Origin of the sequence: Levilactobacillus enshiensis (assembly GCF_007115095.1) — a bacterium.
Classification (GTDB): Bacteria; Bacillota; Bacilli; order Lactobacillales; family Lactobacillaceae; genus Levilactobacillus; species Levilactobacillus enshiensis.
In genome coordinates this window covers 1-12,649 of record NZ_SULH01000006.1, presented here as the reverse complement: position 1 = coordinate 12,649, position 12,649 = coordinate 1, and the positions used below count along the sequence as shown (strand labels likewise).

Below are 12,649 nucleotides of genomic sequence, written 5' to 3'. Positions count from 1 at the left end.
GTTAAAATACGGCTAGTGATAAGGAGGTGTCGATTAAACATGAAGAAAAAAATCTTTGTATCCACACTAATAGTTCTTACTTTAGTTATGACAACAATAAATATTTATAATGCTGTGACAAATAAGATTGCAGTTAATTGGATGAGTTTAACCGCATTGGCACCTGTGACGATTGCGATGTATAGTGAATTCGATTGGCTATACGTGAACTGGAATAAATTGCGCTCTTGGCTTAAAAACAACACGGTTGCCTTTAGCAGCAGCTTCTTTGTATATACTGATGAACAAATAAGTTATGAAGAGTTGCAGCAACGGGTTTCTGATGCCATGAAGATGTGTAACCTCTCGTTTCAAAAGGGAGAGCCGAGAGAAATTACGTCAGATCATTATAAAACAGGATTAAAAACAAGTAATGGTCTGAATTTTAGCTTAAGTATCAGCATAGATCCAAATGAGGAAATAAATATTATTGATGTACAGCTCGATTATCAAATTTCAAGTCGAACCGTAAAAAACAGCTGGTCTGATTTTAAGAAATTTAGAGATGGGTTTACTAATGGTTTGGCTACCCAGAAACGGCAATACAATGTGGTCATTGATATGAAAGAGACCGGATTAAATCCTTTTTACCGATTAACTCTAAAACCAGTTAATGCTAAAAATCTTGACAATGTTTCTCTGAAATTTAAAGAGGATGATTTGAAGGTTGAAATAACAAAGAATAGAATAGCTGCTTCGTCTCCAGACCCTAGTTTAATAGACAAAATAATAAAACAATATATTCCGTTAACTTCGGTATATTAAGATCGGCTGCCTAATTTAGGTAGTTGATTTTTTTTAGTACATCAATTGCAAAGGATAGCATGGGAATATCAAGAGTGTCATATTCGAGCAATTTACTAAAAGACATAATCGTTCCTGACTGAGTTAACATAATTGTGTAACTTTGCTTGCCAATGTCCATTATACCGATGATTTGTGTTGCATCATCATTTTGTAGGGCTGCTAAAGCCTCTGGGTTAATATCCACTTGATATCCACTCAATGATTTAGTATTTACTCCTTGATCGGTACTGCTAAAGCGGACTCCCTTTGTTTGGCCGAATAGGTTTGAAATATCATCCAAATCAAAGTGGATAGAGTTGAATTCGATATTGACTCCATCGGTATTTGATAAAGCTTTTAAAAACGATTTTGTGATTGGAGTCGTAGAATTTGAAAATAATAGTTTCTTTTCTCTGCTATAGTACATTTCAAATGAGAATTGCTTTTTATAGGTATCTAGTTCTTTATAGTCTTCCAACTCACTAATGAAAACCGTAATGTCGTCTGATATATCTTTTGAGTAGGTGCAGTCCAAAACTTCGAAAACGATTCCAGAAATAGTCAGTTTTCTTGGGCTTTTGATAATAGATCCTAATGGAACTTTTGCTTTTTTTACTTCCGTTTTACCTTCCGGAAGAGTGAAGTCTTTAATTTCTCTAATAGATATTGAAGTTGCCATGAAATTTATCCCCTTTATTTTTATATTTGGAATTCCCCCAACCGGAGTCGAACCGATTCTAGCTGCCGAGGAGGGGACATTGTTGATTTATTGATCAAAAAAGTTCATTAAAACTGACCAAAAGAAAATAAGATAAATAGCAAAAATCGCAATAGAAATAATAAAGTTCCATAGTCCCGCTCGGTTCCAAGTAGCCTGAACGGCACGGAAAGTTTCTACGTCTTTGTAATCACCTTTTTGCCAAGCCCATTCATTACCTTTGAAGCCAACAACAAATATCCAAAAAATGTTGAATACTGGAATGAGAGTCAAAAGTGGGAGATATGTTTTGTTACCGACTCCCCAAAAAACGTTGTAAATAAAAGCTCCCCAATTCCAACCTTTAATCTCTTGCGGTGTTTCCTTACCATTCTCCTGCATAGTATTCCCCCTAAAATGATTCAGCTTTTAATGACATCAGTATTTGGTCAGCGCGCATCCTACTTCCTAACGGGAGGGGATGCACTTTTTTTATTTTCTCAATTAATTCACAATAACACTGTCCACGATAATATCAGATTTAAGAGTTTTACCATGAAGTTTCACGGTTTGAGTAAGGCCACCACCCTCAACAGTAATGTTATCGCCCTCAGTAATATGATTATCGCGCATATCTTCAACTTCGATTTCTGTTACTGTAGCAGCAGAGTCATCACTATTATTCAATACAACATAATCCATAGTGTTGTTGTCGGACTCTCGTTGAATGTATGAAACGGTACCAGAAGTCTTTATATTCTTACCTTCATAACGCTCGGGGTTACCAATAAAGTCATCAAGAGACACTGACTTATATCGAGATTTATAACTAGATTTAGTTGAATTGCTCTTTTTTGAGTCGTTATCAATCTGTTTTTCAATACGTTCTTCCTCAGACGATTGCTTGGCCGCATTCCTTTTTTTATCATAAGAAGCTTTGACACGACTTGAGGCTAAGTATGCCTTATCACTACTGGTCAGCTTGTAACGCTTGGATCTTTTTGAAACGAACTCAGATGAGTGATTTTCAATTGAAGCAACGTCATAATTTTGCTTTAATCCCTTCGCTTTTACATCAACTTCGACATTCGTTGTATCCTGGTCAGCTGAGGTATTTACAACTCTTATCTGAAATTTACCAGATTTATTTGCTAGAAGGCTATTTTTAAAAGTTTTTGAACCAACCTTATAATGGTACCAAACTTTGGCCCCGGGATTAGTTTTTCCTTTTAGGTTATAAACACCATTGGATTCAGACTTAAAATTTCCCAGTAAATCTATTTTAGTTGTAGCAACTTTTTTAGATACTTGTTTACTATTGTTAGTTCCACAGCCAGTCAATGCACCAATAGAAACTGTACATATGAAATACATTGCTATTTTATTCATAATTTCTCCTTAGAAGTATGTCTTCAGCTTTTAGTGTCTTCAGCGATTGGACGTAAAATTACTTTAATTTGCAATAAAGTCATTATCAGTAAGCGAAATATCAAGAACTTGATTAGCCACAAGTCCAGCTGTATAAACATATTTTTCAGGCACGTGGTATTGCTCGCAAAATTTCAAAATATTAAATTGGGATGGTTCTATACCAGTTAGGTTAAGATAATCCATTATCATTAGATAAAATCCGCCACGATCTGCGCGGCCTTCAATCTTCGTGTTGCTAACGTAGGTGCTTTCAATAAGCGGGTTAGCCGAATCGTCAACTAAACAGTGAATTAATTCATGAGCCTTAATTCGTTCTGGATACTCAGTATTTGCGTTGATGAACATAGTGTTGGTGTAGGGAAGAGAGAAACCATATACGCGATTTGGCAAACTGGAAGAATATTGGAAACTGATTCCATAATGCTTAATCAGATGATCCAAATTGTAATCTTGCAAGGAGTCAATATCAGCAATTGCTCCATCTAAAGTGTCAAATAGCATATATTAATCGTCCCCGTTTCCACCATTATCGTCGAGTTCCATATTACTGTACTTCTTAAGCCGTTCACGGCCTTCAGTAGATTGTAGGTATGTGGAGATAAGTGCACGAAGGGCAGCACGGTCTGCATCAGTTAGTTCACCATCACGGTCAGTCAACATAGCGGTTCCGTCAAGAAGCTTTTCTATGTTGACTTTTTGAATATCATTTGTAGTAGACTTTGATTCATCTTGATTGCCTAATAAAGTCTCAGCGGAAACACCTAGTACGTTCGCAATCTTTTTTAGTGTATCGATGGAAGGACTCTTTCCCTTGTTATATTGGTAAATAACATTTTTGCTTAGTCCAGCCGAGACAGCGACTTGTTGTAAGTTCATACCACGATTTTTGGAATATTTTTTTATGTTGTCAAACACTGACATAGCAACGGTCTCCTTGATTTGATGAACACAAAAATAACAGCTAAGGTGTAAAAATAGTTGATATTTTTTACACCTGTGGTATTATAAGTTCATCAAGTAATTAAGCAACAAAAAACCAGCAACTTCATAACGTAACTTTGGCGAGGAACGGTTGAAGTATAGGTGTTTTATGGCTTATTTCGTATGCAATCATTTTACAGCACTGCTGTAAAAAATGCAATAACTTGATGAATAAATTACACAAAAGGAGCGAGAAAATTGGTAGAACAAGCAATTGACGACGCCGCGTTGGAAATTGAATTGAAGTATACAGCCGCCCTAAAACGTCATGGATTATCTCAAAAAGCCATGGCAGCGTTGCTTACTACTCAGGACGAAAAAGTGGCACCATCGCAAGTTAATCGAGCAGTTAAAGGAGGGAACGAACCAAAGTCACAACGGATTCGTTTTCAAATGGCTAAAATTCTTGGAATCTAAGGAGGATTATTCATGAACGAACTGAAACAAGTTAAGTTTAATAACGAATTGATTTTAACTACTGAACAATTAGCAGATTTTTATGGGACAACGTCACGACGCATTACTGACAATTTTAATGCTAACCGTACCAAGTTTGTCGAGGGTACACATTACTTTCATTTAGAAGGCGACCAACTAAAGGCCTTCAAGAACCAAACCCGAAAAACGGGATTGGTTAACGAACATGCTGGAGCAATTAATTTGTGGACAAAACGAGGAGCAAGTCGACATTCTAAAATGTTGGGAACCAACCAAGCTTGGGATATGTTTGACCAACTTGAAGAGAACTATTTCAATCCTAAATCACATTTAAACACTTCTGGTCTCTCACCTGAGCTCCAATTCATGCAGGGTGTTGTAGATAAGTTAGCAGCTAGCGAACGTACCCAACACCGCCTCGAAAACAAAATTGATGGCGTTAGTGAGATTGTAGCAACGTCTACCATGGACTGGCGAAATGAGACCTCACACCTCATTAGTAAGATTGCACGTCAGCAAGGTAACACCGGCGAATCATACAAAATGACTCGCAACGACATCTACGACGAAGTAGATCGGCGAGGCGGGGTATCACTTAAGACACGACTAACCAACTTGAGACGTCGAATGGCTGAGGAAGGGACTTCAAAAACTCAGCGTAAGAATACAACAAAGGTTGATGTGATTGCCCATGACAAGAAGCTGATTGAGATTTACACAGCAATTGTTAAAGAATATGCCATTCGGTACCAAGTTTGGAACGAAGAATATTAGGAGAATTGAATATGAATACCTGGTCGAAAAATACGGGATCTAAGGAGATTACTCATGAAAAAGAATGAATTTCAACTTGAGTTACTCGAAGAATTACGAAACATTTCTAATCACTTGGTGGAATCGCAAAATAAGGCAGTTGTTTACCGAACTGTATTAAGCCGCGACATAGAAGGAAATTATGGAATCGAACGTATTCCGATTTTAACAGTGGATGCGGATATGGTCTTGTTTCCCGGTAAGTACAAGAGTGGATATGACCACCTGTTTAATGGATATAAAAATGAAAGGCTCTACGCCTTGTATCAGGGTAAAGCCTTTCGGGTATGGCCTAGAGGTTAGCTATGCGTTGACCTTTAGATGTTAAATAATTTTCGGAATTGGAATAATTTCCTAATCCAAGTTGATTCTGAGCATCTGCGATAAATTCCAAATTTATCAATGCATCATGCTTAATGTCCATAGAGATAAGAATGTCGTTGGCCCACTTTTCACCATGATTTTCTCCCACTAAGAATTTCATGACTTCTTTTAAAGGCTTGGCCTCACTATTCTTGTGTCCATCAAGTAAACGTAAAACGTGTAAATGTATATCTCGATTATCCATCATATTCACCACCTTTCAAATTAATGATACAGCAACTTAATTTGAAAGTATGAAGCAAATTTAAGGAGGAATGTCACTTGCAAGAAATATCATTATCAAGTGATTTAACAACACTGACCACCGAAATCAAGTCTTACCAATCAATTGGTGGACAAGCAATCTTTGAGATTGGTCGTCGATTGAAATGGGTGAAAGAGAATGATTTGGCTCATGGAGAATATCTTAAATGGTTGTCTTCTATTCATATGGATAGGACACAAGCAAGTCGATTTATCAAGATAGTAAGTGAGCTTCCTAATGATGGCACGTACCAACATTTAGGAATGCGAGTTCTAAGCGAAATTGCCACCATGCCTGAATCCGAACGCGATAAACCACAACAACTTCCATCTGGTGAGATTAAAAAGCCCGATGAAATGACTGTGCGTGAACTGCGTGAGACCAAGAAACAACTTAAACAGAGCAACGAAGAGTTAGACAAGCTCCGTAATCAGCCGCCTAAAGTCGTTGAAAAGGAAATTCATATCAAGGATGTTCCCGACGACTATGACTATCTTAAGGGCATTGTCGAAAATACCAAATCAATTAACGAGCGGTATGAGCGAGAAAATAAGCAGCTTCGTAAAGAGCTTGAAAACTCAAATAACGACGTTCAAGACAATAGCGAACTGATAGTCGAAAAGAAAAAACTTGAGAGAGAAATTTCATCATTGAATCGTGTTCGAAATCTTCACCAAGAAATCAATGATTTTCTCACGTCAGTGGCATCGTCTAACTACGTATCAGATTTTAAAACGCTGTCTAATCAATCGGATGCATTGAATACCATGGTGGCATCAATCACCGGACTTGAAAAGTGGTGCCGTGATACCAAGGAAAAGCTGAAAAAGCAGAATTTTATAGAAGGAGATATTTCACATGAATAATGATCGCAATTTTCAAGCAAATAAAAATTTAAGAGGACAACACGTTGGTCAAACATCAAATGTTGTTTACAAGACAGACAAGTTGAGCATTTTTCAGCTTAGCGAATTCAACCGTACCGTTTTCTTAAAAAAAGAAATGGTTAATCAGGCTAAAGTGGGACTAATTTCACCAATTATCGTCAATGAAGATTATGTCGTAATCGATGGTCAACATCGATTAGCTGCAGCTAAAAAGGCCGGTGTACCAATTGAATACATTATCAAACCGGGACTTAATCGTCATGACATTGTACGAATGAATACAATCCAGCGTCCATGGGGACTAAAGGATTATATCGAAGCCTATGCCAATCAGGGTAAAGAACAATACATTCTGCTATCTGGGTTGATTGAGCAAGGATATTCTGACGTGACATCCACGATTTCAATTTCCATCGGTTTATTTGGTAATGCCAGCGGATATAAAAATGAATCCGTCAAAAAAGGAAATTTTGAATTCAAGAATTACGGAAAAACTGTCACTTTTCTAAAATTCTACGAACGCTTCCGTAAAGAAACAAATACGCCAAAGCGGAATCACGTATGTGTAGCTCTTAACAACCTTTGTCAATATCCCAAGGTAGATAAGGAACGACTAATTAAGAAGGTGGTTTCTACAGGTCTTAGTGAGGAAATAAAGGTTAAGGCATTTACTAAACCAGGTGCACTTAAAGCGTTAATTGATGCTTATAATCAAAATCTCCCATTTGGCAGTGAAAAATACCTTAACTATCACGTTACAAGCAACGGTACGGTTGTCGTCGATGAAAGTCTTGATGATTAAAGGAGAATAAAAATGATTACTTTACGATTAATCCTTTTCTTAATTCTGGGAATCGTCATTGGCCATTATGGCGACAAGCTATTCGAGTAAGAAGGTGGTACTTGATGACACGAATCATTGCTTGGCAGCTTATTAGTATTATTGCGTTTCCAAGTACCCTGATATTTATAATAATACGTGATTCTAACCTTCGATTCTCTTTAAAAGTGGTTCTGCAATGTTTGGAAGTTGTATCTCTTTTGATATTTGCGATGCTTCTTTTAAAGCCTGCTCAGTGAAGCTTTGACTATCAACACGACAAGTTATTTAAGTAAGAAGGTGAGAACATATGGATCCTACTGAATTGGTAAAACACTATGACGGCATCATCCGTGATGAAGCTAAAGCAATGCTTGGTCCGCTCATCGAGCGAGTGTGTCGGGAATACCTGTTGGTCGATGCGGACAACGCGTATAAGGTACTTTCAATGTCACGGTCTTACTTCTACGAACGTTTTAAGAACAAGCCACAATTGAAGCTGATTGAGCATCGGCCGAAGGGAAGTAGCAAAGTCTTCTATGATCCAAACGAGTTAAAGCGAGCCGTTTTATCAGTCATCGACAATGGTTAGTCACGGGCAGTGCTGAAACAGGTGGTGATGAAATGGTAGCAGTAATTATCTTCGTTTTAATTTTTGGAATCGGCGGACTACTGAGATTCTGGTATGACAGGCACTTTTGAAAGGTGGTGACGGAATAGTGAATAAGAGAGTGACAAAGAAAATTGACGAGCCGTTTTATATGGCAAAACCTGCTGAACGGCGATTCGTTAAGAATAACCTCATGGATTATGTCGATTGGGCCAACTTGAAGTGTGTACGAGTCACTAACCGAATGATTAATGAAATGTTTATTCTCTCGGCCAATGATTTCGAATATCAAATGGTCGTTCGTGGCTTATCTTATCGGGACTTTTATTGAGGAGGTGACAGAAATCATAAGTAAAAAGACGGTTCACAAGTTAAGAATTGCTAGCTTTGAGCAATTGAATGCACGAAAAAAGCCCGTCAGCATGGCAGTGCCGACGAGCGGTAGAAAATCCCTAACGAGAATTATCTACTCCAAGAGTAGACGGAAACATCGAATTTTGCAATATCTACTGGGAGGGAAATTATGAAACGAGTTCATAACGATGTACGTATTTATGCCTATAAGGTAATGATCAAAACGTTCAAGGAACGAATTGGTAAAACACCGATTGAACGGGTTGAATCTTTAAAGCGTGATTTCACACAGCTTTATCGAACCGAAATGAAGTTGGCCAAGTTGGAAGGGGTGACCGTCAATGGCAAATAACGAGCTGGTAGACTTTCAGCCAAGTATTGAGGTCAATCCATCACCAATTGTCATCAACAATCGTGAGCAGGTTGAGAAGGCTATTGATGAAGTTGTTGCCAAATACGGTCAAGACTTCGTAGTTACTGCTGACAACATCACGGAAACCAAACGAATGCGCACTCACATCAACAAGATTATGAAGGCTATTAACGATACGCGGTTGGCAACTAATCGCCAATACAAAGTACCCATCGTTGAGTTTGACGCCATCATGAACGGGTACAAGGACCGAATTAAATCTATCATCGATCCACTTGATGAAAAGATTGCCGAGGTCACCGAGCAGGAACGTCAAGCACGCTACAAACTGGTGACCGACACAATTGCTGAAATGGCACCGAACTATGGTGTGTCAGCTAGTGACATTGAGGTACGGCCGTCATGGCTTAATAAGGCCGCTACCAATTCGGCCGATACCGCGTTAACCAAGTCAACGGTCGAAGAGATTGCTGCCGACATGACCCAACTCAAAAAGGACCGTGACCAACGAGCTATCGACATCGAGACTATCAAGACGTATGCCGACCAAATGGACATTGAGCCTGCTGGCTGGGCAGCTCTGCTGAACCAAGGAGTGTCCTTGACGGATATCTTCAAGCAAATCAATCAAGCCGCTGCTAAACGTGATCAGGAGGTCAAAGAGAAGGCTGACCGTGAGGCCAAGCATAAGGAAGCACAAGCGGCCATTGACGCTACACATCAGGTCAAACAAGGCGGTGAGACTATCGATACTGACACCGGCGAGGTTGTCCCACAGTCCATTACCGTCAAGCTGACTGGGACGCACAAGGCTCTCGGTCAAGTATGGGCTGGGGCTAAGCAATTAGGAGTCAAAGTCGAGTTAGTCAAAGAGGAGGGTTAGATGAAATTCTATAAGGATGGCGCGATTCAGCCCGTTCCCAACATGTACTTCATTTACGGAGATGGGGGTACCGGTAAAACAACGCTGATTAAGCAATTTAAGGGGCATAAGCTCGTGTTTAGCTTCGACCTGTCTAGTAATGTGCTGATTGGTGAAAAGGACGTTGACGTGGCTCTCATTGAGGAAAAAGACGCACCGAAAATTCAGAATATTGTGTCGACGATGATTGTTAGAGCCTTCGCCAATGAAAAATATGACGTGATCGTTTTGGATAACATGACGTCGCTTCAGAACTTAGTGTTGGAAAACATCGATGGTGCTTCGAAAGACGGTCGGCAAAATTACCAAAAGCTTCAGCTCTGGTTCCGCAAACTGGGGATGGCGCTTAAGGAAAGCGGCAAGACCGTCTATGCCACGGCACATCAAATCGACACCGGTAACGGGGATGGATTGAGCAGTAAGGGACGTTTTGCCGCCGACATGAATGAAAAGACGTTCAATGCCTTCACTTCGATGTTTGACCTTGTTGGCCGTATCTATCTGAAGGATGGTCAGCGAATGATTGACTTAGATCCCGAAAATGGAAACCATGCCAAAAATCGGCTGGACAATCGAAAGCTGATTAGTGCCGATGAACTATTAAAGCCAAAGGAAGCAACAACTAAAAAGGAGACTAAAAAATAATGAGTTTATTTACGACAGATAGTAATAATGTGATGGGAATGGGTGTTCAAGAAGCGGGCCAGTACAACGCACAAATTGTTAAAGCCGTTGCTGATAAAGCCAGCACTGGACGTGAAACGTTGACTCTGGACTATCAGGTACTGGACGGAAAATACCAAGGTGGCGAAATTCGCTACCAAACGATGACCTGGGTCAAAGATGACGCTGAAAAGCTTAAGCAAACGATTCGCCGCTTTAACACTTTAGTTGTTGCACTGGGTGTTGGTGACGGTGTAACTATTGAATCTATTCCGCAGCTTGCAAAAGCGGTTTTGAATAAAAAGCTGACAATTGATGTTGATTGGGGAGAACCCAATAACAAAGGAAACATTTACCTAGAAGTAAATGGGTACCACTTACTAGGCTCTGAGGCAAGTAAGCCAAATGGTGTTCGCCGACCAAATGAAACCCAATCAAACAGAAAAGGTAAAGGAACAGCGGCACCTTCACCAGCATCAAGTGATCCATTTGCTAACACAGGTGACTCGATTGATATCAGTGAAGACGATTTGCCGTTCTAGAAGGGTGGTGAAAACTGGTGGTAGAAGCACCTAATTACTACGCCATCATTCCGGCCAATGTTCGATACGATAGGGACCTCCCTGGGAAGGCTATCTTACTCTATGGTGAAATTACGGCGCTTTGTAATCAAAAAGGATTTTGCTGGGCGAGTGACAGTTATTTCATGAAGCTTTATGGAGTTGCTAAATCAACGATTCAGGCGTGGTTAAAGTCTCTGGAAATCAAAGGATACATTTCGCGGGAAAGCGTTTATAAAGATGGAACAAAAGAAATTGACCACCGATATATTCGTGTGATTCCGGGGGGTATACCGAAAAATCGGAATACCCCTATACCGAAAAATCGGACAGATAATATTACAAGTATTAATAAGAACCATAGTGGGGCAGAAGAAAAGAAAAACCCCATCCACTATAAAGAAATTATTGATTTCTTGAATGAAAAGGCTGGAAGAGGCTTCAAGAATGCTGAAGGTAATCAAAAGTTAATTCGAGCAAGAATCCATGAAGGGTATTCGGAACATGACTTTGCATTAGTCATTGTCTTCAAGTGTAAGCAATGGCTAGGTGATTCAAAGATGGAACAATACCTGAGACCAGGGACACTATTTGGATCATCTAAGAAGTTTGACCAGTATCTGGATGAAGCTAAGCAGAGTAGAAAGCAAAAAGGGAAAACCCCTGAACAACCGGGTTTAAGTGTTGGAGAGGGTTCCGCCCGCGTCGCCGACTATATGGCGGAATTGGAGAAAAAATATGAGGCAGGTGAGTTAAGTGAATGACGAAATTGAACAGGGACTTATTGCCGTCTTGCTTAAGACGCCTAAGGATGTTGAATTAGTAAACATCAATCCTGAGTGGTTCTCTGACAGAAACTATCGAGCTTTGTACGTGGCATTGAAGGAAGCCAACGATCCCTCGCTTATGACGATTTTCGGTAAGGCCAAGACCCTATTTGAACAAATGACGTTGAGTTACAGTGACGTGATTGCTATACGGGGTAGTGCCGTCACTGACGCACATATTGGCGAAATGGTTAAGGACTTACACCGTGTTTACGCTGAAGACCAGTTAGACCAAGTGATTCAAATGTATCAAGACGCACCTTACGATGACAATTTGGAAAAATTATCGGTTGCCATTAATAACGTCAACTCAATTGACGAGCATGTTGACGACGGGAGCATTGACGCTGAAGCGGAAGAACTGCGGTATAACCTTGAACACCCAGTTCAGTCTGGTATCAAGTCATATCCACAACTGGATACGTGTCTAGCAGGCGGATTTTACGGCGGTATGCTCTTTACCCTAGGTGCAAGACCTGGCATTGGTAAAACGGCGTACAGCGTCAATCTGGCCGCACAAATGATGGCTAAGGACCCCAAGCTTCATGTCGATTATTTTACATTGGAAATGACAAAGCGTGAGATGTTGAACCGGTTCATTAGTCGAGATACGGGTGTGCCAAGTACGGCTCTGCGTGCCAATGCTAACGAACTGACGCCAACTATTAAGCAAGTGGTCAAGCAGTCGTCAGAGAAGATGGAGCGGCTAAATTTGTCCGTCTATGACCAGACGAAGACGCTTGCTCAAATTGCTAGTGTGATTCGACGACATGCGAGTGAGGCTAAGCAAAATGAGTATGTTGCGTTTGTCGACTATATT

At 40.0% G+C, this 12,649-nt stretch carries 20 protein-coding genes; 14 read left to right on the top strand and 6 right to left on the bottom strand.

From position 1 onward, the window contains the following. Window positions 1–39: 39 nt before the first annotated feature. Window positions 40–804 carry a hypothetical protein gene (locus tag FAY32_RS07295; RefSeq protein ID WP_143462799.1) on the top strand — a complete coding sequence of 255 codons (765 nt, stop codon included), beginning with the start codon at window positions 40–42 and terminating at the stop codon, window positions 802–804. A gap of 10 nt (window positions 805–814) precedes the next feature. Here FAY32_RS07295 and FAY32_RS07290 read toward each other — a convergent pair whose 3' ends face one another. The 5 genes from FAY32_RS07290 to FAY32_RS07270 form a co-directional block, all read right to left on the bottom strand. Then, complete coding sequence (locus FAY32_RS07290) at window positions 815–1,504, bottom strand: hypothetical protein (protein ID WP_143462798.1); 690 nt, start codon at window positions 1,502–1,504, stop codon at window positions 815–817. Between the two features lie 87 nt (window positions 1,505–1,591). After that, a complete protein-coding gene (locus tag FAY32_RS07285) occupies window positions 1,592–1,924 on the bottom strand; it encodes a ribonuclease G (RefSeq protein WP_069359824.1) in 333 nt (110 codons plus the stop codon). Window positions 1,925–2,026: 102 nt separating this feature from the next. After that, window positions 2,027–2,911, bottom strand: coding sequence for a hypothetical protein (locus FAY32_RS07280; RefSeq protein WP_143462797.1), 885 nt, complete (start codon window positions 2,909–2,911; stop codon window positions 2,027–2,029). Window positions 2,912–2,974: 63 nt separating this feature from the next. Beyond that, complete coding sequence (locus FAY32_RS07275) at window positions 2,975–3,454, bottom strand: hypothetical protein (RefSeq protein ID WP_143462796.1); 480 nt, start codon at window positions 3,452–3,454, stop codon at window positions 2,975–2,977. Window positions 3,455–3,457: 3 nt separating this feature from the next. Then, complete coding sequence (locus FAY32_RS07270; RefSeq protein ID WP_011667900.1) at window positions 3,458–3,874, bottom strand: helix-turn-helix domain-containing protein; 417 nt, start codon at window positions 3,872–3,874, stop codon at window positions 3,458–3,460. Window positions 3,875–4,132: 258 nt separating this feature from the next. Here FAY32_RS07270 and FAY32_RS07265 point away from each other — a divergent pair, with 258 nt between their 5' ends. Genes FAY32_RS07265 through FAY32_RS07255 form a run of 3 tightly spaced genes read left to right on the top strand, consistent with a single transcriptional unit; the run spans window position 4,133 to window position 5,488 of the window. Beyond that, entirely contained in the window at window positions 4,133–4,351 is a 219-nt protein-coding gene (locus FAY32_RS07265; RefSeq protein ID WP_011667899.1) for a hypothetical protein, read from the top strand. 12 nt (window positions 4,352–4,363) lie between these two features. Beyond that, window positions 4,364–5,146 carry an ORF6N domain-containing protein gene (locus FAY32_RS07260; protein ID WP_011667898.1) on the top strand — a complete coding sequence of 261 codons (783 nt, stop codon included), beginning with the start codon at window positions 4,364–4,366 and terminating at the stop codon, window positions 5,144–5,146. Window positions 5,147–5,200: 54 nt separating this feature from the next. After that, a complete protein-coding gene (locus FAY32_RS07255; RefSeq protein WP_143462795.1) occupies window positions 5,201–5,488 on the top strand; it encodes a hypothetical protein in 288 nt (95 codons plus the stop codon). Here FAY32_RS07255 and FAY32_RS07250 read toward each other — a convergent pair. After that, window positions 5,478–5,753, bottom strand: a complete 276-nt coding sequence (locus FAY32_RS07250) for a hypothetical protein (protein WP_143462794.1) — start codon at window positions 5,751–5,753, stop codon at window positions 5,478–5,480. The genes FAY32_RS07255 and FAY32_RS07250 overlap by 11 nt on opposite strands. A 77-nt stretch (window positions 5,754–5,830) precedes the next feature. On the opposite strand from FAY32_RS07250, the gene FAY32_RS07245 reads away from it, so the two are divergent. From FAY32_RS07245 to FAY32_RS07200, 10 genes are all read left to right on the top strand, one after another. Continuing rightward, entirely contained in the window at window positions 5,831–6,679 is an 849-nt protein-coding gene (locus tag FAY32_RS07245; protein WP_143462793.1) for a DUF3102 domain-containing protein, read from the top strand. Then, complete coding sequence (locus tag FAY32_RS07240; RefSeq protein ID WP_143462792.1) at window positions 6,672–7,502, top strand: ParB N-terminal domain-containing protein; 831 nt, start codon at window positions 6,672–6,674, stop codon at window positions 7,500–7,502. Before FAY32_RS07245 ends, FAY32_RS07240 begins: the two co-directional genes overlap by 8 nt. Before the next feature lie 328 nt (window positions 7,503–7,830). Next, window positions 7,831–8,112 (top strand): hypothetical protein, encoded by a 282-nt coding sequence (locus FAY32_RS07235; protein ID WP_143462791.1) that lies wholly within the window; start codon window positions 7,831–7,833, stop codon window positions 8,110–8,112. Between the two features lie 169 nt (window positions 8,113–8,281). Further along, on the top strand, window positions 8,282–8,461 hold the full coding sequence (locus tag FAY32_RS07230) for a hypothetical protein (RefSeq protein WP_158727560.1): 180 nt from the start codon (window positions 8,282–8,284) through the stop codon (window positions 8,459–8,461). Window positions 8,462–8,653: 192 nt separating this feature from the next. Then, on the top strand, window positions 8,654–8,836 hold the full coding sequence (locus FAY32_RS07225) for a hypothetical protein (protein WP_143462789.1): 183 nt from the start codon (window positions 8,654–8,656) through the stop codon (window positions 8,834–8,836). Further along, a complete protein-coding gene (locus FAY32_RS07220) occupies window positions 8,826–9,740 on the top strand; it encodes a DUF1351 domain-containing protein (protein WP_143462788.1) in 915 nt (304 codons plus the stop codon). Before FAY32_RS07225 ends, FAY32_RS07220 begins: the two co-directional genes overlap by 11 nt. Further along, on the top strand, window positions 9,741–10,424 hold the full coding sequence (locus FAY32_RS07215) for an AAA family ATPase (protein WP_143462787.1): 684 nt from the start codon (window positions 9,741–9,743) through the stop codon (window positions 10,422–10,424). Next, window positions 10,424–10,984, top strand: coding sequence for a DUF669 domain-containing protein (locus tag FAY32_RS07210; RefSeq protein ID WP_143462786.1), 561 nt, complete (start codon window positions 10,424–10,426; stop codon window positions 10,982–10,984). Before FAY32_RS07215 ends, FAY32_RS07210 begins: the two co-directional genes overlap by 1 nt. Window positions 10,985–11,001: 17 nt before the next feature. Continuing rightward, window positions 11,002–11,766, top strand: coding sequence for a conserved phage C-terminal domain-containing protein (locus FAY32_RS07205; RefSeq protein ID WP_143462785.1), 765 nt, complete (start codon window positions 11,002–11,004; stop codon window positions 11,764–11,766). After that, window positions 11,759–12,649: DnaB-like helicase C-terminal domain-containing protein (locus tag FAY32_RS07200; RefSeq protein WP_143462784.1), on the top strand; the 891-nt coding region annotated here is incomplete at its 3' end. The genes FAY32_RS07205 and FAY32_RS07200, both read left to right, overlap by 8 nt.